Source organism: Staphylococcus capitis subsp. capitis (assembly GCF_040739495.1).
Lineage (GTDB): Bacteria > Bacillota > Bacilli > Staphylococcales > Staphylococcaceae > Staphylococcus > Staphylococcus capitis.
In genome coordinates this window covers 1,867,507-1,887,621 of record NZ_CP145263.1, presented here as the reverse complement: position 1 = coordinate 1,887,621, position 20,115 = coordinate 1,867,507, and the positions used below count along the sequence as shown (strand labels likewise).

Genomic DNA, 20,115 nt, shown 5'->3' with positions numbered 1-20,115 from the left:
ATTTCAAAATAAGCGTATAGTGGTTATTAAGTAATAAAGAACGTGAAGTTGATTGTGGAATTATTTTTATAGAATATTCTCTTTTAATTAATGGATTTGTTACAAATATTTAGGGCAATAGCACACGGAGGTATTCTATATGAATAACGGTACAGTTAAATGGTTTAATTCAGAAAAAGGCTTTGGATTTATTGAAAGAGAAAATGGTGGAGATGTATTCGTTCATTTCTCAGCAATCGTAGAAGACGGTTACAAATCTTTAGAAGAAGGCCAAAACGTTGAATTCGACATCGTTGAAGGCGAACGTGGTGAACAAGCAGCAAACGTTGTTAAAATGTAATTATAAATTTTTAAGCGCTCTTAGGAGGGCTTTTTTAATTTGTAAAAAAATAATAGCCATAATCTAATAAAATGATAAAATATATAAAATAGTAAATTTTACGGATATATAAATATAAGGAGGAGTACATGTATAAAGCAAAAATGTTATTGAATGAAGTACCAACTATGTTGAAGTCTTTAAAAAATATTTTCAATATAATCAATGGTAATAAAGACTATTATAATCCCAAACTTGATATGAAAAAAGATGACGATAATCTTAATGGGAAAAAAATAATCTTCTTAGGATCTTCTATAACTTATGGGGCGGCTTCGAAAGGGATTTCTTTTGTTGAATATCTTACAACAGAATATGAAGTGAAGGGAATTAAAGAGGCTAAATCTGGAACAACATTAGCTGGAAAAAATAAAAATAGTTATTTAAATCGACTAAGAAAATTAAACTTTGTGAATACCAAAATTGATGCTGTTGTATGTCAGTTATCTACTAATGATGCAAGATTTGGTTATGAAATAGGTGAAATGAGTCAGTCTTTTAATCTTGAAAGTTTTGATACTGAGACAACATTAGGTGCGATTGAATATATTATTAAGTATGTTCAGACTAAATGGTGTTGTCCAGTCATTTTTTATACTTGTATTAGAGAAAATGATGTGACTTACAAGCAATTAGTTAATCATCTTTATCGGCTTAAAACAAAATGGGATATACATATTATTGATGTTTATAATAATGATGAACTTAATAAATTAGCTAAAAGTGATAAAGAAATGATGGCAGATGATTCTCATCCAACCAAAAAAGGATACCGTTACTTGTATACGCCTATTTTAGTAAAACAATTAGATGAGATATTATAGGAAGAGCTGCAAAGTGCAGCTTTTTTTATTTCTTATGACTTAGAGCAAAAAGAACATTTTTTGAGTAGCTTTGTCTTTATTACAAATAAAAAATCGCCTGTACAGTACTTTAATAATGACGAAAATTAAAGTCTGTACGGCGACAACAAGAAGTAATGTTAAACACTCACAGAGTGCAACACATATAGATTACCATAAAACTATATTTATGGCTATTTTATTCGTTTAACAATAATAAAATGATTATTAAAGTTTTGTTAACATAAATTGATAATTCATTAAATATAGAATTATCACAATTTTTAAGATCACATTTTTTGAATATCAAATATACTAATTTCTTCTTGTTCTAATCTCACTGAAACATACAAATTATTGTCATAAATATTTACATCGTTTTCATTAGATAAATTAATTTCAGCAAGTATTTTAAACGCACCATTATCTAATGGTTCTACAATTGATAATTCACCATCATTTTTTTGAATTAAAAATTTACGACTTGAATGATTATCAATTTTCCAATTATCCATTAAAAATCACCTTACTAAAAATATTAACCAAAGCTTTTTTCAATTTCTGTAAAAGCTTTGGTAGTTAATTTAATATTATATATTGTGTGACCTTCAATATTTCCTTCTAGGTAGCCCTCGTCTATAAGCACTTTACAGTTATGAATAAAATCATCATATTTGCGGTCACAGAAGTAATCATCTTGAGTAGTTACGGAATCTTTAAAGTCATTAGATTGTTCTTCAGATAATCCTTCATTTGATCGTTCCATATATAATTTATAAAACTTAGCGACTGTATATTTTTGTTCTTTAGTTAGTTCATCCATAAATTTATCCCTCCACACAAAATACATATCACTTTATACCCTAGATACGTACTTGTAGTAACGCTAAAAAGAATGATTTTTAATAAAATTTCTATGTGTAGATAGAAGATGATTTAAGATTTATTTAGCTCTTTTTATACCTTTTTCTACAGCGTTAGCAAACTTATAAAAATCTTTAGTATATTTTTTAGGATTACCTCGGGTTGTTGAGTCTAGTTTATGATGCTTGAAAAATTCCTCACGCTGCGCAGTGGTTAATTCAAGTTGTACTCCTGAATCTGTATCATTTTTATTTACAAAATTATCATCAGATTGTGCGTTAAGTTCTTTCGGACTTTCTTTAACAGTAAAATCTTTCTTACGTAATGCCTTTGCAATAGATTTTGACATTTTGGTATCTTTACCACCTATATACACGATAGGATCATCTCCGGAAGAACCATGGATAGAGATTGTTTCCTTAGATTTTTCTAACATTTTAATCAATTTTGGTTCATCGTAATTCATTGAAGTCACGTGAAGTTGATCATTATTATGTTTACGTATACCTTCAAATGAATAAAAGTTATATTTACCTACGTTCGATACACGTCTTGCAAGTTCAGTTGTACCTGGTTCTATGCCGCCACCGTGAATGGCTGTAAGTAAAATATTATTATCCTTTCTATATTTCGTTACAATTCTCCAATCCTTATTTTTAGTAGTATTCTTTTTTAATTCTTCGAAATCACTATAGCGGTCGCTTGAGGGTTTAGAAGCTGATTTTCTAGTGTTATAAAAAATCAAAACCACTACTATGATAGCGATGATAATTAACGCTATAGCTAAATAATAAAGTTTTGAATATAGACTGCCCTTATTGCTCATTTTATCTCCTTTATTTTCAATAATTTAACTCATAAATGATAACAATGATTTTATTAAATAAACAAGTATTTCATCTTTTAATTTCTATATAAAAATAATTGAACTTACTTTAATAGGGTAAACAATTATTGTTAATTCAATGTATTTTTTATTTTAAAAATAATTTACGAAGGTGATAAAGTGGAGGATATTCAGATTAAACGCGCTCAATCAAGTGATAAGGAAGGAGGAAAATTAACTCACTTAGCGATTGATGAAATGGCACAAGTCTTTTTAGGAGAAACATCGAATGAACGGTTAAATAAACAGTTGCAACATTTATGGCAAAAGAAGGGGAACCGATTTAGTCATGATATTTCTTATGTAGCTAAAGAAGAGGGGCAAGTTTTAGGTGCCATTACATGTACTTCTCTAGTTAAATTAGAAAAATCAATGTGTCAAACTGTAATTGAAATAATTAAAATGAAAAAATTGAAATCATTAAAAATTATTTTATCCAATCTCAAAAAAATATATGCTTTAATTACAATGGATGAGGGAGAGAAAGATGAATTTCATGTGAGTATGCTTGCAACTCTTCCCGAAGCAAGAGGTAAGGGCGTTGGAACAAAATTATTAAAATTTGCTGAGCGCCTTGCTATAAATAATGGTTTTGACAAATTATCACTAACAGTAGTTCAAGATAATAAGAAAGCTCTGAGTGTCTATAAGAAATTTGGCTTTTCAATTGTAGGAGAAATCAACCAATCGCCATTTTATTTATTTAAAATGAGAAAAAATCTTAAGTGAACGCTCTAAGTCACATGCACACTATAGCAATATTTTCTAAAAATATTATGAATTAATTAAATAATTAGATTGTTTTCACACTCCCTTAACAATAATGTGCTATTTTTATAATAAAGGGATGTGATGTTGTTATGGATAAAGAATTATTGAGAAGATATTTGAATGATGATAGTTTTAAAGCAGTAGCAGTGGTCGTTGGGAATAAGAAAATCGTATTAGAGAATGATATTCACGTTGATTATGAAAATGAAATCATCATCTATCCACTTAAGAATTGCACGCGAATTATCCCATTTAGCTCAATTTCTTATTTAGATTTATTAGATAGAAATGAACAATTCGTTAATTATTTTAAAGAAGTTTAGCTTTCTAAAAACCCTCCTTGAACAATAGGTGAGTCGCTCACTTTGTTTTATGGAGGGTTCAATTTTTAATATTTTTAACTAACTTTAAACGATAGTCATGAGTAAAGTTGTCCTTTAATGCATATGGTGAAATGATATATAATCCATGATCACTCACGGCGTTTTTATCTACGCCATATTTATAAGCTTGATAAATTATTTTAGTGCAATAAGTGAATTTTTGACTTTTCAAATTCAGCGTAACAAGATAACGACTATCACTATTTTCATAATTACGTTTCACCCAATTTGCTGCTTTTTGGCCAGCATTTGGTTTTACACTACGATACACTTTTATCCAATCGTCCTTTCCAGTACCGAAACGACGTTGATATGATTCAAAGGATTCTGTTATAGGTTTATCGCCAGGCCCTTCGATTTGAAGTACAGTATCTTCATCGATGGCTATACTTGAATGACCAAAGAAACCGAATAATACAGGTCCTTTTGTAATTATAATATCGCCAGGTTGAAGCTTAAAGTCTTTAGTATTGATGGTTTCGAAAGATTCTTTGTCTTTATTAAAAACTTTTATTGAAAATAAAGTTGCAAGTACTATAAACAAAGCTATTAATAACATGATTAGCTTATATTTTGTTTTCATTTGTAGTGAAAACTCCTTAAATTAATATACTAAATTAATTATTATAATAAATGACTGTTGATGTAAAATAAACTTCATTTTTAAAAAGCATATAAAAAAGCTAAGTCAATAATTAAAGACTTAGCTAAAATTAATATTATTCTACTTAAACCTTACTTATAACCCAAAAATCAGTGTGTAAATAAGCATAGCGAATCCAAAAATCAAGAATATTACAGTAAATCCTAAATAAGATTCTTTTCTTTCTGCTTTCTTAGTTTTAAGCATGATTGTCAAAATTATAGCCCCAGCGACAATAAATATAATTGCTAGCCACAACAATATTTGAAAATGCAAACTCACATTTATTCCCTCCTTATCTAAAAGTTACTTAATTACAAGAAGTCGTAAAAAATAGGATAAATATAGTAAAGTGCTAATACAATATTTATGAAAAATAATATTTCGCTTAGTAAGTCAGTGTAAATAATAGCTATGATTAGACTAGTGAATAAAGCGACGCCACAAATACATAGTCCTGGTATCAACCATAGTTGATTATCAACATTAGCGTTATATGTTATAAGCACATTAAAGGCTACAAATAATATGGTTAATATAATATTAATCACATTGATACTAAATACTTTCATAGGTGGCCACCTCATTAGACACGTATAGCACAAAATCTTTTACATACTATAATATCATTAAATACTCACAGGTAAATCAATTATTTTTAATTATATACAATTTACATTTTAATTTACTCATAATTACGAGGTATTGTAAAACAAATGAATTAGAAGGTTTACTTTGTTTGTAAATGATACAAAGTCATATTGAAGATTTGGAGTCATTTATGACATAAAAATTTAAAAGAAATCTAATAACAAATTATTACTAAAAGGAAATAATTTCGATTGTGAAATATATTTTTAATGTAATCATATGTGAAGAATTTTAAAAAAGTATATCAAAAAAAGTGCAAAAGTAAAATTTTGCACATAGACAATCTCGAGTAATTTGGTATGATAAAAAGTAAGACTATATAACTTAGCTATTAATAAGTAAAAGGGGTTGAGAGGAAATGACCTTTTATGATTTTATTTTAGGTTTTTTAAATGATGATACACCTTTAGGTAGTTTAGCAAATTACATTTTAGATGATATCCATTTTCCCCGAGAAGAAAAAAATAATAAAGTCATTCGAGCATATGTGCTAGATCACTATAGAGATCATCAGTTAATTGAAAGTACGAATAGAGCAATTAGTTTATATAAATTAATTTGAGTAATACCAATTATGGGTATTAAGCGCTTTCCATACATCTTTAGTTTTAAAATTAACTTCGTTATTTCTAATAGAAAAAGGTTCGATAAGATCTTTATCTAACCATGCATTAATCAATTCTCTTGGAACGCCATCTAATAGCATGTCAGTTTTACTAATAATAAAACATTCCCAATCTAATGAGACTGAATTAGGATTTACATAATTGCATTGATTATGACTATCCATTATAGACACTCCTTTAGTAAATGTAAATCTGATGTTAAGTTATACCCATACTCACAAATTTCAAACTATTTAATATGCATTTAAACAAATTTGTATATTACTAGAAGTTATTTACATCTCATTTTCATAGTGATTAAATGAATATTGAAAAAGAAGTTGAAGGAATCCCATAAATAGGAAAAGTAAGTCATTGTAGTGAAGAGGTGGTTAATGTGACTAAAACATTATACTTAATGAGACATGGTCAAACAGTTTTTAATTTAAAAGGGAGAATTCAAGGGGCTAGTGATTCACCATTAACAGCATTAGGAGTAGCGCAAGCACAGTCTGCTAAAGAATATTTTGAAAAACATCATATAACTTTTGATACGTTAGTTTCTTCATCACAAGAACGTGCTTGTGAAACTTTAGAAAATGCAGTGCCCAATCAAAATTATAAAAGATTAAAAGGTATTAAAGAATGGGGTTTTGGTCTATTTGAAGGGGAAAGTATTGAATTACTGAAGACAATTAAAGAGCCAGAAAATTTATATGGTGATCATGTAGTGCCATTTGGTGGCGAATCAAAATCAGAGGTGGAATCTAGAGTTTTTGAAACGCTAGAAGATGTCATTGTTAATCAAACAAATCAAACAGCCTTAGCAGTAAGTCATGGTAGTACGATTGGTTTATTTATTAGAAAGGTATTAGGCAAGCGAGAAGGCAGCACTTATGATATAGGTAATTGTCATATCTTAAAATTCGAATATGATGGTAATCATTTTAGATTTATAGAAATTATTAACCCGAGCGTATAGAATAATAAGCTCAAATCCGTATATATATCGGTAAATTAATACGGATTTGAGCTTATTTGCATTAAAAAAGAAGTTGACATAATTTTTTAATTATTATTATTGAAACAATGATTATGATAATGCTAGATAACTTGTTTATCACCATTAATAATTTACCTGATTTATCAATAGTTCCAACTGTTCTACCTAATAAAACTAAGATGATAAACCAGAGCCATGAAACAAATATACATGTCAAAGTAAAAGCAAATTTGTCATTACCTTCGTAAGTAGACGCATTTGTACCAATAACGCCAATAGTGTCCATAATTGCATGTGGATTCAATAGAGAGGCAGATAAAGCAAAACTTATTTGTTGTGTTGTTGAGAGTCCACCTTCTTGTTTAACAGGATCAGGGTTTGCATTCCAAAGTGTCCACGCCATATAAAGTAAAAAAATAAGTCCAATTATGTAGATTACGATTTGTAATAGAGGTAGTGACATAAGTACTAAAGAGACACCGATAACTGCTAGGCTAATCAGTATGGAATCGCATATTCCAGCTGTGATAACTGCTGGAAAAGCTTTAATTAGCTTAGATTGATTTGCTCCTTGATTAAACACGAAAACATTTTGTGCGCCTAAGGGTAGAATTAATCCTATAGCTAATAGAAAACCGTGTATTATTGCTTCGCTCATAATATCATCGCCAGTCTTTAAAAAGATGAAAATTCTGATAATTTAGAATCAATATAATTGATAAAAATCACAATGTCAATAGCTTTTAAAAATGAATAGAAAAGTTAGATTGTAGAGGAAACATACTCCCGTAGATAGGGTATAAATCTTTAATACCCCATGTACGCATGTTTAGAGTATATTTCATTAAGAGTTTGATGGAATTTCAGAAATGTAGTAAATTAGCCAGTTTTCATCTAAATATTCGTCACCAATTTTACTGGCATTTTTTTCAAAAGCTAAATTTTCGAACCCGAGTGAACTGAAAAATATTTTAGCGCTAATGTTATTTGAAGCGATTGTGGTCATCAACATTTCAATACCTTGTGTTTTAGCGAATTCAATAATGTGATTAATGAGTTCTCTATTAATTATTTCATCATTATCTTTTACAAAATTATTCTCTAAAACCGCTTTATGACGCTTTCCAACAAATTTTATTTGTTTTAATGTGCATGTTGCAACAAGATGATCATTGTCAAATGCACCGAAAACGTTTAAATACTTAGTTTCTTCCGAGAGAATAGATTTCAAACACTCTTCAGTAACATGTTCTAAATAAAATTGATCCCAAGCATAATTATGATAGCCGTTTGACATTAATTCTTTATAAGATTCTAAATCATCAATATTTAATACACGGATATTTTTCATGTTGACCTCCAGGTTCAAAGAAAATATATTATATCTTTAGATAAAGATACTTATCAAATACATAATAAAAGAATTATTAAAAATACGCAATAATCGTTTTATATTAACAAAAAGCATTTGTAGTAATTTAATTATGCGGAAATTCAAATTATAAAAATATTATTTTGAAACTTCATCTATACAAATATTTAAAAAGGGTTTAACTACATACTATTTTATCAGATAGTGTAAATAAACAATTATGTTTACTGAATCTTAATAAAAAATTTTAATTAAACTTAAACTCAAAAATTTTTGTACAAATGAACCATTTAGAAGATGAAAAAAAGCTACCAACAATTCTATAACAATGTTGGTAGCTTTAACTTAACACTTAAATATTTAATTGATGTGACGAATGATTAGTCGACAACTTCTACGTTTAGGTTGACATCAATGTTACCGCGAGTTGCTTTTGAATATGGACAGAATTCATGTGCATCTTGTAAATATTTCTCAGCATCTTCTTGAGATAAAACATTTTTCACTTTTGCATCAATGTCCACACCTAATTTTGGACTCTCAGCGTTAGGATCGTCTTCTAAACGGACTGTAAGCGTAACTTCTGGTTCAGCGTCGCGAACTTTATTTTGTTTTAAGATAAGGTCGAACGCACCATTAAAGCATGAAGCATATCCTGCTGCAAATAATTGCTCAGGATTTGTAGCATTCCCATCAGCTTGTTGAGGTGGTAATACATCAACATTAATTGCATTATCGTCAGTATGGACATGTCCCTTACGTCCACCAACGTTTGTAGCTTTAGTTTCATATTGAACTGCCATTATTATTACCTCCTAAATCTTTATATATTCTTATAGTACCCGGAGGTAGATTTTTTAAATCATGATTGAATTTTTAAATTGAAAATCAACCTCCTAAACATCATTTGTAAGTGATAAATAAATTAATATAAAATAATCTTAATATCATTCTTATGAATCGAGGGATACCATGACACAAGTAGATGTTGCAGTCACAATTTCTCCAGAGGAAACAATAACACAAAGATGTTTAGACGAAATAATAAAAAATAAAGACTATATAGATATTGTAGAATTACGTATAGATCAGTGGGCGCACTTTACTATTCAAAATGTTGGTGCTGTAATTCAACAATTAAGAGGATTAAATTTAGATTTTAAGATTCTAGTGACTTATCGTACCTATAATCAAGGTGGTAAAGGAAATATTGAAGAAACAGAATATGTTAATATTCTTAAGCTATTGATAGAATATGCTCAATTTGAATTACTCGATATTGAATGGAGCGGAGCTATAGATATAGAGCAATATGCTCAAATAATCAGTGACGCTCAAGAAAAAAATTTACATGTAGTGTTATCGCATCATAATTTTCAAGAAACTCCAACGTTAGAGGAGATTAAATTCATTTATTTCAAAATGCAAAAATTAGCACCACAATATTTAAAACTAGCAGTAATGCCAAATAACAAAGAGGATGTTCTGCATTTATTAGAAGCGATGAGTGTGACCTCTGATAATATTCCTTATAAAGTTATCGGGATATCTATGTCTCATCTTGGTTTAGTAAGTCGCGTTGCACAAGGGGTGTTTGGAGGATCAATTACATACGGTTGCTTGGGTGAGCCGCAAGCTCCTGGTCAGATTCATGTAAAGGCTTTGAAACAACAACTTGAATTTTATCAATTATAAACGAATAAGTTGAATTTAATAGTTTTGTGACTTATAATTGATAATTGTTATCAACGAACGTAGAAGGAGCGAATTAAAGTGGAATTACAAGAAGCTATATCTAATAGAAGAAGTATTAAAAAATTTAAACATGATATGGTGATTGACGATAAGGCATTATATGATGCTATCGAAAAAGCTACAGACGCTCCAAATCATGGAATGCGTGAACCTTGGAGAGTCGTTCATGTTTCAAAGGATAAATTAGGTGATTTTAGTCATGACATCACTCGATTTGCATTTCCAGATCATCCTGAAAAGAGAGAAGACCATTATAATGCAGTTACAAATTTAGGTGGATTATTACTACTCATCTTGAAAGGTGATCCTAGACAAAGACAAAATAGAGAAAATTACTTTGCATTTGGTGCGTTTGCCCAAAACTTAATGCTGTTGCTTTATGAAGCGGGTATTGGTACGTGTTGGAAGTCACCGCACTATATTTTTGAACCTAAAGTGCGTAGAGCTTTGGATATTCAAGACGATGAAATGTTAGCTGGTTTCATGTATTTAACAGATTTAGAAGTTGAGCCAACTAAAGCTAAACGTAAGAATAAAAATTTAATTACTAAGTTCGAGTAATCATTTTAAATTCAACAAAGTATATAAAAGAGCTTTCTCTACTATAATTTTGTAGAGAAAGCTCTAATTTTATTTATTTAAATTTTCATCTAGGAAAGATTCAACTTGTTCTGGTGATTTCGCATTAGCTGAATGTAAATGCGCTAATTTTTCACCATTTTGGAAAATCAAAATACTTGGTATACCCATAACATCATTTTCAGTAGTAACATCTTCTAACTCATCGCGATCAACTACATACCAATCATAGTTATTATATTTTTCTGTAATAGGGTCAATCCACATATCCATTGCTTTACAATCTGGGCACCAATCTGCCTCGAATTTGATAATAACTGGTTCTTTACTATTTATTGTTGAATTAAAGTCTTCTGTTTTATGAATACCTTGCATCGTTATATGCTCCTTTTCGTCATTAGTAAATTTATTATAACGAATGATATCTTTTTTATAAAAATATTAGCTTAAAAAGTAGAGCGTTTTCTTAAAGAAAATGATATATTTGTCTTAATAAAGAGAAGGAGGTAACAAACGAATGATTAAATTTTATCAATATTCAAATTGTACGACTTGTAAGAAAGCCGCTAAATTTTTAAATGAATATGGTGTGAGCTATGAACCTATTGATATCGTACAACATACACCAACTAAAAAAGAATTTGAAGATATTATTGAGAAAACAGGTGTTGAAGTTAATAAATTATTTAACACTCATGGCGCTAAATATCGTGAACTTAATTTGAAAGATAAACTTAAAGACATGTCAGATGATGAAAAATTAGATTTATTAGCATCTGATGGAATGTTGGTAAAACGTCCATTAGCTATCTCTGGAGAAAAAATCACTTTAGGATTTAAAGAAGATCAGTATAAAGATATTTGGTTATAGTATTTAAATATTTATTTTAAAAGTGAACATTATAAACTGAAATGATGCGAATATGTTATTTTACATAAATAAACACGAATTTTATCATATTAAATCTTTTAGATATTAGTTGATTGAATAATATCAGTGTGGCATCATTAAAATGTAATTAATAATTAGGAGGGGATTCTCGTGGCAGTACCGAGCGAATTTAAGTATTCTAAAGAACATGAATGGGTCAAAGTAGAAGATAATGTAGCTACTATTGGAATCACAGAATATGCTCAAAATGAATTAGGTGATATCGTATTCGTTGAATTACCTGAAAAAGATGAAGAATTAAATGAAGGCGATACTTTTGGTAGCGTTGAATCAGTTAAAACTGTTTCTGAATTATATGCGCCTATTTCAGGTAAAATCGTTGAAGTTAACGAAGAATTAGAAGATAGTCCTGAATTTGTAAATGAATCACCATATGAAAAAGCATGGATGGTTAAAGTAGAAATTAGTGATCAAAGTCAATTAGATCAATTATTATCAGCAGAGCAATATTCTGAAATGATTGGTGAATAGTATGTTTAAACTCCTCGATTTATATAATCAAGGAGTTTTTTTAGATTACCTTAGAAACACTAAGCACTGAAGTGCTAAGTGAGTAAAGGAACGCCTGAGCCAAGGCTCATGCATAAGAAACACTAAGCCTTAAAAATGCTAAGTGAGTAAAGGAACGCCTGAGCCAAGGCTCATGCATAAGAAACACTAAGCCTTAAAAATGCTAAGTGAGTAAAGGAACGCCTGAGCCAAGGCTCATGCATAAGAAACACTAAGCCTTAAAAATGCTAAGTGAGTAAAGGAACGCCTGAGCCAAGGCTCATGCATAAGAAACACTAAGCACTAAAAATGCTAAGTGAATTAAGGAACGCCTGAGCTAAAGCTCATGCATAAGAAACACTAAGCATTAAAAATGCTAAGTGTTTCTAAAATGTTTAGTTTTTGAGGATTCTGTGAATGATGTAAGTGACAGTTAACTATCGACTCTTAGAAGGTGGATTGACATGACTATTGTGAATAAAGTTATCATTGTTGAAGGTAAGTCGGATAAGAAACGCGTGCAACAAGTTATTGCAGAACCAGTAAGTATTATTTGTACCCATGGGACCATGAGTATAGATAAAATCGATGATATGATAGAATCACTTTATGGCAAACAAGTTTATGTTCTTGCAGATTCTGATGATGAAGGAGAAAAAATTAGAAAATGGTTTAAGCGATATTTAAGTGAAAGTGAACATATATATGTTGATAAAACATACTGTGAAGTAGCTAAATGTCCTAAAAACTATTTAGCTAATGTTTTAAATAGATATGGTTTCGCGGTGCGGAAAGAGAAGAATCTAATGCCTAATTTAAACACTGAAAGGTTAGTTTTAGTTAATGAGTAGTACAATCGATCTCGAAGATATAACAGAAAACTATAATGAAGATAAACATCTTATATTCGGATATACTCCTATGTGCGGGACTTGTAAGGTCTCTGAAAGAATGTTAGATATTGCTAACGATATCGTTCAGCTACCTATTAAGAAAGTAGATTTAAATTTCCATCCGGATTTTAGTAAAGAAAAAGAAATAATGTCAGTTCCTGTGTTATTGGTAATGAATAAGGATCAAGAGGAAAATAGAATTTATGCGTTTCAGTCAGTTCCTTATTTGTTAGAAAATTTAAAATAATTATTGACGAAACTCTAGTACGATGGTAGGATTAATACAAATTAAATGATGCGACAACTCTTATCGAGAGAGGTGGAGGGATGTGCCCTACGAAGCCCGGCAACCGTCTGATATAGAAATGGTGCCAATTCACATAAAGTTCAACTTTAGAAGATGAGAGAAAGAAGATTTTTGAATGCTTTCTCAACTCTCTATAAGTTGAGAAAGCATTTTTTAATTTACATATGCAATTTAAGGAGGCTATTAACGTGATTGAGTTAAATCAAATTGTTAAACGATATCATACTAAGAACAAAGATGTTCTTGCAGTTGATCACGTTGATTTAAATATTGAATCAGGCTCAATTTTTGGCGTTATTGGTTTCTCTGGTGCTGGTAAAAGTACACTAATAAGAATGTTCAATAACTTGGAAGCTCCAACTTCAGGAGATGTAATTATTGATGGGGACAATATTAGTAAGTTATCTAAATCAGAGTTACGTAAAAAACGTCAAAAAGTAAGTATGATTTTCCAACATTTCAACTTATTATGGTCAAGAAACGTTTTAAAAAATATTACCTTCCCGCTAGAAATAGCAGGCGTACCTAGTAATAAAGCGAAGCAAAAAGCACTTGAGCTTGTAGAATTGGTAGGTTTGAAAGGACGAGAAAGTGCTTATCCATCAGAGTTATCAGGGGGACAAAAACAAAGAGTAGGTATTGCTAGAGCACTAGCAAATGATCCTGATGTTTTATTATGTGATGAAGCTACAAGTGCTTTAGACCCTCAAACCACTGATGAAATTTTAGATTTATTACTGAAGGTAAGAGAACAACAGAATCTTACTATCGTTTTAATTACACATGAAATGCACGTGATTAGACGCATTTGTGATGAAGTAGCAGTAATGGAAAACGGTAAAGTTATAGAACAAGGCAAAGTAAGTGAAGTGTTTGAGAATCCTCAACACTCAGTTACAAAACGGTTCGTCAAAGATGATTTAAATGATGATTTCGAAGAGTCTCTAGATGAATTAGAACCATTAGCGAGTGATTCTTACATAGTGAGATTAAACTTTACTGGTGATAATACGACCGAACCTATTGTTTCGTACATTACGAAAACACACAATATAGATGTAAATATTCTTGAGGCGAATATTAAAAATACTAGAAATGGTTCTATAGGGTTCTTAGTCATTCATATTCCACATATTAATAATGATAGTTTTGAACATTTTAAAAATGATCTTCATGAACAACGTGTGAATGTGGAGGTGTTGAGACATGGGTAAGTCTTATGGCGAAATTTTTCAAGAAATGTTTACAATGCCTAACGTTCAATGGCCGGATGTTTGGCAAGCTATCTTAGAAACGCTTTATATGACAATTGTTTCTACTATTTTTGCTTTTATATTTGGCTTGATTCTGGGTGTGTTACTTTTCCTATCTGCGAAAAGTCATTCACCGGCAGCTCGAATTTTCTATACAATTGTTTCATTTATAGTCAACTTATTTAGAGCAATACCATTCATTATTTTAATTTTATTACTTATACCATTTACGAGCGTCATCTTAGGTACTATTAGCGGACCTACAGGTGCATTACCTGCACTCATAATCGGTGCAGCTCCATTCTATGCTCGTTTAGTAGAAATTGCATTTAAAGAAATTGATAAAGGTGTAATTGAAGCGGCTTGGTCAATGGGGGCTAACACATGGACTGTAGTACGAAAAGTGTTACTTCCTGAAGCGATGCCAGCTTTAGTTTCAGGTATTACAGTAACTGCTATTGCTTTGGTTGGTTCAACTGCTATAGCTGGTGTGATTGGTGCAGGTGGTTTAGGTAACTTAGCATACCTAACAGGATTTACTCGAAATCAAAATGATGTCATATTAGTTTCTACTGTATTCATCTTAATTATTGTATTTATAATTCAATTCCTTGGGGATTGGCTTACAAATAAAATTGATAAACGCTAAAGAAAAGGGGATAAGGTTCAATGAAAAAGATTTTAGGTATTATTTTAGTTTTAGCATTAACAGTTGCTTTAGCTGCTTGTGGTGGCGGTGGTGACAAAGAAAAAACAATCACAGTAGGTGCGTCACCAGCACCTCACGCTGAAATTTTAGAGAAAGCAAAACCATTACTTGAGAAAAAAGGTTATGACTTAAAGATTAAAACAATTAACGATTACACTACACCTAATAAATTGTTAGATAAAGGTGAAATTGATGCGAACTTCTTCCAACATACTCCATATTTAAAAACTGAAAGTAAAGAAAAAGGATACAAAATTGAATCTGCTGGAGATGTAGAATTAGAACCTATGGCAGTTTATTCTAAAAAATACAAAAGTTTAAAAGATCTACCTAAGGGTGCAACTGTCTACGTTTCAAATAACCCAGCTGAACAAGGACGTTTCTTAAAATTCTTTGTCGATGAAGGCTTAATTAAACTTAAAAAAGGCGTTAAGATTGAAGACGCTAAATTTAGCGATATTGAAGAAAACAAAAAAGATATTAAATTTAATAACAAACAATCAGCTGAATACTTACCAAAAATTTATCAAAACCAAAAAGCTGATGCAGTCATCATTAATTCTAACTACGCAATTGATCAAAAATTAAGTCCTAAAAAAGACTCTATCGCTTTAGAAAAAGCTAAAGATAATCCTTATGCCAACTTAATTGCAGTTAAAAAAGGACATAAAGACGATAAGAAAATTAAAGCTTTAATGGAAGTACTTCAATCTAAAGAAATTAGAGATTATATCGATAAAAAATATGATGGTGCAGTAGTACCGGCTAAGTAACAATAGATCACTCTCTTAACGTATGCGTTAGGAGAGTGATTTTTTAATTAAATCTTATAATGCTCTATATAGAATACCTACACCGACACCACCATATCCCATTTGATAATCAAATTTTAGAATTTCTATATTTGGATTGTGTTCTAAAAAACGATTTACTTTCTTATTGAGTCCACTTTCACTCATAGATGTAATATTAACAAAATTCATAATGACACTCCTTAAATCATTTTTAATACTTTTAGTATATGACAATCAAAGTATAAAGCAATCTTTTTAAAATAAAAATTAAGCTATTAACGGTATAAAGATGTTTATTTCAGATTTTAGAGGGTATAAATTATAAAGATAAAAGTCAAAAGGAGGAAATTACAATGGCTGAAGATAATAAATTTGAACAAGCTAAAGGTAATATTAAAGAAACAGTAGGTAACGCTACAGATAATAAAAATTTAGAACAAGAAGGTAAAGAAGATAAAACTTCTGGTAAAGCTAAAGAAGTTGTTGATAACGCTAAAGAAAAAGCAAACGATGTAATTGATAAATTTAAAGGCGATAAATAAGATTATCTAGTTGCATCAAAGAAGCCCTCAAGTACTGTAACGTACATGAGGGCTTTGTTTTGTTTAGATAAAGTAAAACCTAATGATTTTCAGACTTTGCTGTGATTTGCCCTAAGGTAAAACTAACAACAAAGCCAATAATCATTGTTAAAAGTGAAGTTATCCACGCTAAGCCATTTTCAGGATAGCCTGGGAAAACTGCATAAATTGAACCTATCACTAAGCCAATGATCAATGCGAACGTCATCGTAGTATGATGGTGTAAGAAATACTGAATAATACGACTAGACAACATAAATCCCGTCAATATACCTAAACCAACGATGATTAAGATAGGTAATGCTGCGAAATTTAATTTCATGAGTTCAGAAATTGAAAACATAACTGTACCATAAACACCAAATACTAATAACATAAACGATCCTGAAATTCCGGGTAATAACATTGCGCTTGAGGCGAATATACCAGCTATAAAATATTTAATAATAAGACCAAAAGATAAAGTTAATGTTTCGCCAGAATGTTTATCACCATTATTTAAAAGTGTAATAATGACCAAAATAAAAATTCCCAATACAATCATTAGATAGTGTTTAGTTTCAAACGTTCGCTTAAAGTTAGAAATCTTTAGTAAGTATGGAATGATTCCAATAATCAATCCTGTGAAAAAAAACATGGTCGGAATCTCGTGATAGCTTAATAAATAGTTAAATAAGTTACTTAATATAGCGATGGCTAAACCCATTCCTATTATAATAGGAAGTAAAAATTTGAAACTTGGCCAAAAACGTTTCGAAAACAGCCCGCTTATAGAACTTATAAACCCATCATAGATACCAAGTAGTAAAGCTATTGTTCCGCCACTTACACCAGGAATTAAATCACTCGTACCCATGCCAAAACCTTTAAATATATTCATCCATTTGAAGTTGTTCATGAATAGCTCCTTTCATTAAAGATTTAAAGGTTAAACTGCATAATATCACAAAATTCAAATTTTAGGGAAAGAAAACCTTTATTATGTCTAAAAATTGGCTATTGAGAAATTAAGCACATCTTTATCATTTAATGAAATTTTACGAGATAAATAAAAATAATTTTATTTAAAGAATTAATCTAAATAAACGGTTTAAAAAGTTTATATTAGTGCTTAAGTGCGTTATAATAAAGAGAATTGAAATTCACTAAGTCTTTTTGACTACACATTAAAATTATTATAAACTAGTTAAGAAAACTTTATATTTTACGGAGGGAATATAAATGTCATCAACATTAGAAATCAAAGACCTACATGTGTCTATTGAGGATAAAGAAATTTTAAAAGGTGTAAACTTAACTGTTAATACAGGAGAAATACACGCAATTATGGGACCTAACGGAACTGGTAAATCAACATTATCATCTGCAATCATGGGACACCCAAGTTATGAAGTGACACAAGGGGAAGTATTATTAGACGGCGTTAATATTTTAGAATTAGAAGTTGATGAAAGAGCTAAAGCAGGTTTATTCCTAGCAATGCAGTATCCTTCAGAAATTACTGGTGTGACAAACGCCGATTTCATGCGTTCTGCTATTAATGCTAAACGTGAAGAAGGACAAGAAATTAATTTAATGCAATTTATCAAGAAATTGGATAAAGAGATGGATTTCTTAGATATTGATCAAGATATGGCTCAACGTTATTTAAATGAAGGCTTCTCTGGTGGGGAGAAAAAACGTAACGAAATTCTACAATTAATGATGTTAGAACCAAAATTCGCTATTTTAGATGAAATTGATTCAGGTTTAGATATCGATGCTTTAAAAGTTGTATCTAAAGGAATTAACCAAATGCGCGGTGAAGACTTTGGTGCATTAATGATTACGCACTATCAACGTTTATTAAACTACATTACTCCTGACAAAGTACATGTTATGTATGGTGGTAAAGTAGTTAAATCTGGTGGCCCTGAACTAGCTAAACGCCTTGAAGAAGAAGGTTATGAATGGGTTAAAGAAGACTTTGGTGCAGCTGAATAGTCGTCAATAAGACTTATTACAATGAGATGTTCACTTTTAATGATGAAAATGAACATACTAAGCAAAAATATATTTCATCAAGTAGGAGGCAAAGAAAGTTATGACAACTGAAACTTTGAACATTTCTGAAGAACAACTTGTTGATTATTCAAAAGCGCACAATGAACCTTCTTGGATGACAGAACTACGTAAAAAAGCGTTGAAATTAACAGAAACTTTAGAAATGCCAAAACCTGATAAAACAAAATTACGAAAATGGAACTTTGATACATTTAAACAACATGAAACAAAAGGCAGTGCATACGAAAACCTAAATGAATTACCAGAATCAGTAAAACAAATCATTGATATTGAAAACTCTGAAAACTTAGTGATTCAACACAATAATGATTTAGCTTATAGTCAAGTGTCAGAGCAAGCTAAGAATGATGGTGTAATTATTGAAGGTTTACATGAAGCATTGGTCAATCACAGTGAATTAGTTCAAAAATATTATATGACTCAAGCTGTAGATATTGATGAACACCGTTTAACAGCGCTACACACAGCGTTAATGAATGGTGGTATATTCGTATATGTACCTAAGAATATTGTAGTTGAACATCCAATTCAATACGTTGTACTTCACGATGATGATAATGCAAGTTTCTACAATCACGTTATTCTTGTTACTGAAGAAAGCGCAGAAGTTACTTACGTTGAGAACTATTTATCAAACGCTAATGGTGAAGATAATCAAATTAACATTGTTTCAGAAGTAATTGCAGGAGCTAATTCAAACGTCACTTACGGCTCTGTAGATTACTTAGATAAAGGTTTTACTGGTCACATTATTCGCCGTGGCACAACTGAAGCAGATGCCTCTATTAAATGGGCATTAGGTTTAATGAATGAAGGTAGTCAAATTATTGATAACACTACTAACTTAATTGGTGACCGTTCTACAAGTGAATTGAAATCTGTTGTAGTTGGTACAGGTGATCAAAAAATTAATTTAACATCTAAAATTGTTCAGTATGGTAAAGAAACTGACGGCTACATCTTAAAACACGGTGTAATGAAAGAAAATGCATCTTCAGTATTTAACGGTATTGGTTATATTAAACACGGCGGTACTAAATCTATTGCCAATCAAGAATCACGTGTACTCATGCTATCTGAAAATGCACGTGGTGACGCTAACCCTATCTTATTAATCGATGAAGATGATGTTGAAGCAGGTCACGCTGCATCAGTAGGTCGAGTTGACCCTGAACAACTTTATTACTTAATGAGTCGTGGTATTTCAAGAACTGAAGCTGAACGTCTAGTTATACATGGTTTCTTAGACCCAGTGGTTCGTGAATTACCAATTGAAGACGTTAAACGTCAATTAAGAGAAGTTATTGAACGTAAAGTATCTAAATAAATCTTTAATTTAT

General features: G+C 30.5%; 31 protein-coding genes and 1 riboswitch. Of the genes, 18 read left to right on the top strand and 13 right to left on the bottom strand.

Translation table 11 applies throughout. The features are described from left to right. Positions 1-139: 139 nt before the first annotated feature. Together V6C74_RS09370 and V6C74_RS09365 are read left to right on the top strand one after the other, a co-directional pair. Complete coding sequence (locus tag V6C74_RS09370) at positions 140-340, top strand: cold-shock protein (RefSeq protein WP_002433447.1); 201 nt, start codon at positions 140-142, stop codon at positions 338-340. A gap of 128 nt (positions 341-468) precedes the next feature. Further along, positions 469-1,203, top strand: coding sequence for an SGNH/GDSL hydrolase family protein (locus V6C74_RS09365; protein WP_002452777.1), 735 nt, complete (start codon positions 469-471; stop codon positions 1,201-1,203). A 308-nt stretch (positions 1,204-1,511) separates the two neighbouring features. Here V6C74_RS09365 and V6C74_RS09360 read toward each other — a convergent pair whose 3' ends face one another. The 3 genes from V6C74_RS09360 to V6C74_RS09350 all read right to left on the bottom strand — a co-directional run bounded on the left by V6C74_RS09360 (position 1,512) and on the right by V6C74_RS09350 (position 2,911). Beyond that, positions 1,512-1,736, bottom strand: a complete 225-nt coding sequence (locus V6C74_RS09360) for a hypothetical protein (RefSeq protein ID WP_002452778.1) — start codon at positions 1,734-1,736, stop codon at positions 1,512-1,514. A 23-nt stretch (positions 1,737-1,759) separates the two neighbouring features. Continuing rightward, positions 1,760-2,044: a hypothetical protein gene (locus V6C74_RS09355; RefSeq protein WP_002452779.1), complete on the bottom strand. Its 285-nt coding sequence runs from the start codon at positions 2,042-2,044 to the stop codon at positions 1,760-1,762. A 120-nt stretch (positions 2,045-2,164) separates the two neighbouring features. Continuing rightward, positions 2,165-2,911 (bottom strand): poly-gamma-glutamate hydrolase family protein, encoded by a 747-nt coding sequence (locus V6C74_RS09350; RefSeq protein ID WP_002452780.1) that lies wholly within the window; start codon positions 2,909-2,911, stop codon positions 2,165-2,167. 180 nt (positions 2,912-3,091) lie between these two features. On the opposite strand from V6C74_RS09350, the gene V6C74_RS09345 reads away from it, so the two are divergent. Both V6C74_RS09345 and V6C74_RS09340 read left to right on the top strand, forming a co-directional pair. Next, positions 3,092-3,700, top strand: a complete 609-nt coding sequence (locus tag V6C74_RS09345; protein WP_002452781.1) for a GNAT family N-acetyltransferase — start codon at positions 3,092-3,094, stop codon at positions 3,698-3,700. A 131-nt stretch (positions 3,701-3,831) separates the two neighbouring features. After that, positions 3,832-4,065 carry a hypothetical protein gene (locus tag V6C74_RS09340; RefSeq protein ID WP_002433190.1) on the top strand — a complete coding sequence of 78 codons (234 nt, stop codon included), beginning with the start codon at positions 3,832-3,834 and terminating at the stop codon, positions 4,063-4,065. 58 nt (positions 4,066-4,123) lie between these two features. Here the strand turns inward: V6C74_RS09340 and lnsA are convergent, their stop codons facing one another. The 3 genes from lnsA to V6C74_RS09325 form a co-directional block, all read right to left on the bottom strand. After that, complete coding sequence (lnsA, locus tag V6C74_RS09335; protein ID WP_002452782.1) at positions 4,124-4,708, bottom strand: lipoprotein N-acylation protein LnsA; 585 nt, start codon at positions 4,706-4,708, stop codon at positions 4,124-4,126. Positions 4,709-4,864: 156 nt separating this feature from the next. Continuing rightward, a complete protein-coding gene (locus tag V6C74_RS09330; RefSeq protein ID WP_002452783.1) occupies positions 4,865-5,050 on the bottom strand; it encodes a hypothetical protein in 186 nt (61 codons plus the stop codon). Positions 5,051-5,082: 32 nt separating this feature from the next. Beyond that, positions 5,083-5,340 (bottom strand): hypothetical protein, encoded by a 258-nt coding sequence (locus V6C74_RS09325; protein ID WP_016898827.1) that lies wholly within the window; start codon positions 5,338-5,340, stop codon positions 5,083-5,085. A gap of 437 nt (positions 5,341-5,777) precedes the next feature. Between V6C74_RS09325 and V6C74_RS09320 the strand changes: the two genes are divergently transcribed. Beyond that, positions 5,778-5,981, top strand: coding sequence for a sterile alpha motif-like domain-containing protein (locus V6C74_RS09320; protein ID WP_002452785.1), 204 nt, complete (start codon positions 5,778-5,780; stop codon positions 5,979-5,981). On the opposite strand, the gene V6C74_RS09315 is transcribed toward V6C74_RS09320, so the two are convergent. Further along, entirely contained in the window at positions 5,973-6,209 is a 237-nt protein-coding gene (locus tag V6C74_RS09315) for a hypothetical protein (protein WP_002452786.1), read from the bottom strand. The two genes, V6C74_RS09320 and V6C74_RS09315, sit on opposite strands and share 9 nt — an antisense overlap. 212 nt (positions 6,210-6,421) lie before the next feature. Here V6C74_RS09315 and V6C74_RS09310 point away from each other — a divergent pair, with 212 nt between their 5' ends. Continuing rightward, entirely contained in the window at positions 6,422-7,006 is a 585-nt protein-coding gene (locus V6C74_RS09310) for a histidine phosphatase family protein (protein WP_002452787.1), read from the top strand. A 61-nt stretch (positions 7,007-7,067) separates the two neighbouring features. Here the strand turns inward: V6C74_RS09310 and V6C74_RS09305 are convergent, their stop codons facing one another. The 3 genes from V6C74_RS09305 to V6C74_RS09295 form a co-directional block, all read right to left on the bottom strand. Next, positions 7,068-7,685 (bottom strand): LysE/ArgO family amino acid transporter, encoded by a 618-nt coding sequence (locus tag V6C74_RS09305; protein ID WP_002452788.1) that lies wholly within the window; start codon positions 7,683-7,685, stop codon positions 7,068-7,070. A 186-nt stretch (positions 7,686-7,871) separates the two neighbouring features. Next, complete coding sequence (locus tag V6C74_RS09300; RefSeq protein ID WP_002452789.1) at positions 7,872-8,378, bottom strand: GNAT family N-acetyltransferase; 507 nt, start codon at positions 8,376-8,378, stop codon at positions 7,872-7,874. Positions 8,379-8,779: 401 nt separating this feature from the next. Continuing rightward, positions 8,780-9,202, bottom strand: a complete 423-nt coding sequence (locus V6C74_RS09295; RefSeq protein WP_002452790.1) for an organic hydroperoxide resistance protein — start codon at positions 9,200-9,202, stop codon at positions 8,780-8,782. A gap of 169 nt (positions 9,203-9,371) precedes the next feature. Here V6C74_RS09295 and aroD point away from each other — a divergent pair, with 169 nt between their 5' ends. Together aroD and V6C74_RS09285 are read left to right on the top strand one after the other, a co-directional pair. Further along, positions 9,372-10,094 (top strand): type I 3-dehydroquinate dehydratase, encoded by a 723-nt coding sequence (aroD, locus tag V6C74_RS09290; RefSeq protein WP_002452791.1) that lies wholly within the window; start codon positions 9,372-9,374, stop codon positions 10,092-10,094. 78 nt (positions 10,095-10,172) lie between these two features. Further along, entirely contained in the window at positions 10,173-10,715 is a 543-nt protein-coding gene (locus tag V6C74_RS09285; protein ID WP_002452792.1) for a nitroreductase, read from the top strand. Between the two features lie 69 nt (positions 10,716-10,784). Here V6C74_RS09285 and V6C74_RS09280 read toward each other — a convergent pair whose 3' ends face one another. Beyond that, positions 10,785-11,108: a thioredoxin family protein gene (locus V6C74_RS09280; RefSeq protein ID WP_002452793.1), complete on the bottom strand. Its 324-nt coding sequence runs from the start codon at positions 11,106-11,108 to the stop codon at positions 10,785-10,787. 142 nt (positions 11,109-11,250) lie between these two features. Here V6C74_RS09280 and V6C74_RS09275 point away from each other — a divergent pair, with 142 nt between their 5' ends. The 7 genes from V6C74_RS09275 to V6C74_RS09245 all read left to right on the top strand — a co-directional run bounded on the left by V6C74_RS09275 (position 11,251) and on the right by V6C74_RS09245 (position 16,109). After that, positions 11,251-11,604 (top strand): arsenate reductase family protein, encoded by a 354-nt coding sequence (locus tag V6C74_RS09275; RefSeq protein WP_002452794.1) that lies wholly within the window; start codon positions 11,251-11,253, stop codon positions 11,602-11,604. Between the two features lie 171 nt (positions 11,605-11,775). Further along, the gene (gene gcvH, locus V6C74_RS09270; RefSeq protein ID WP_002452795.1) at positions 11,776-12,156 is read left to right on the top strand and encodes a glycine cleavage system protein GcvH; all 381 of its coding nucleotides are present in this window, start codon (positions 11,776-11,778) and stop codon (positions 12,154-12,156) included. Positions 12,157-12,638: 482 nt separating this feature from the next. Continuing rightward, positions 12,639-13,025, top strand: a complete 387-nt coding sequence (locus V6C74_RS09265) for a toprim domain-containing protein (protein WP_002452796.1) — start codon at positions 12,639-12,641, stop codon at positions 13,023-13,025. Next, positions 13,018-13,314 (top strand): thioredoxin family protein, encoded by a 297-nt coding sequence (locus V6C74_RS09260; RefSeq protein WP_002452797.1) that lies wholly within the window; start codon positions 13,018-13,020, stop codon positions 13,312-13,314. Before V6C74_RS09265 ends, V6C74_RS09260 begins: the two co-directional genes overlap by 8 nt. 57 nt (positions 13,315-13,371) lie before the next feature. Next, a riboswitch (SAM riboswitch) is annotated at positions 13,372-13,474 on the top strand. Between the two features lie 88 nt (positions 13,475-13,562). Further along, positions 13,563-14,588, top strand: a complete 1,026-nt coding sequence (locus tag V6C74_RS09255) for a methionine ABC transporter ATP-binding protein (RefSeq protein WP_016898825.1) — start codon at positions 13,563-13,565, stop codon at positions 14,586-14,588. After that, the gene (locus V6C74_RS09250) at positions 14,581-15,276 is read left to right on the top strand and encodes a methionine ABC transporter permease (protein WP_002452799.1); all 696 of its coding nucleotides are present in this window, start codon (positions 14,581-14,583) and stop codon (positions 15,274-15,276) included. The genes V6C74_RS09255 and V6C74_RS09250 overlap by 8 nt, the downstream gene beginning before the upstream one ends. 20 nt (positions 15,277-15,296) lie before the next feature. Continuing rightward, the gene (locus V6C74_RS09245; protein ID WP_002452800.1) at positions 15,297-16,109 is read left to right on the top strand and encodes a MetQ/NlpA family ABC transporter substrate-binding protein; all 813 of its coding nucleotides are present in this window, start codon (positions 15,297-15,299) and stop codon (positions 16,107-16,109) included. A gap of 54 nt (positions 16,110-16,163) precedes the next feature. On the opposite strand, the gene V6C74_RS09240 is transcribed toward V6C74_RS09245, so the two are convergent. Further along, the gene (locus V6C74_RS09240; RefSeq protein WP_002452801.1) at positions 16,164-16,319 is read right to left on the bottom strand and encodes a hypothetical protein; all 156 of its coding nucleotides are present in this window, start codon (positions 16,317-16,319) and stop codon (positions 16,164-16,166) included. A 164-nt stretch (positions 16,320-16,483) separates the two neighbouring features. Between V6C74_RS09240 and V6C74_RS09235 the strand changes: the two genes are divergently transcribed. Next, complete coding sequence (locus tag V6C74_RS09235) at positions 16,484-16,672, top strand: CsbD family protein (RefSeq protein ID WP_002433364.1); 189 nt, start codon at positions 16,484-16,486, stop codon at positions 16,670-16,672. A 79-nt stretch (positions 16,673-16,751) separates the two neighbouring features. On the opposite strand, the gene V6C74_RS09230 is transcribed toward V6C74_RS09235, so the two are convergent. Further along, positions 16,752-17,609, bottom strand: a complete 858-nt coding sequence (locus V6C74_RS09230; RefSeq protein ID WP_049388666.1) for a DUF368 domain-containing protein — start codon at positions 17,607-17,609, stop codon at positions 16,752-16,754. A 323-nt stretch (positions 17,610-17,932) separates the two neighbouring features. Here V6C74_RS09230 and sufC point away from each other — a divergent pair, with 323 nt between their 5' ends. Further along, positions 17,933-18,694 carry a Fe-S cluster assembly ATPase SufC gene (sufC, locus tag V6C74_RS09225; protein ID WP_002452802.1) on the top strand — a complete coding sequence of 254 codons (762 nt, stop codon included), beginning with the start codon at positions 17,933-17,935 and terminating at the stop codon, positions 18,692-18,694. Positions 18,695-18,794: 100 nt separating this feature from the next. Further along, a complete protein-coding gene (sufD, locus tag V6C74_RS09220) occupies positions 18,795-20,102 on the top strand; it encodes a Fe-S cluster assembly protein SufD (protein WP_103175562.1) in 1,308 nt (435 codons plus the stop codon). Positions 20,103-20,115: the final 13 nt, after the last annotated feature.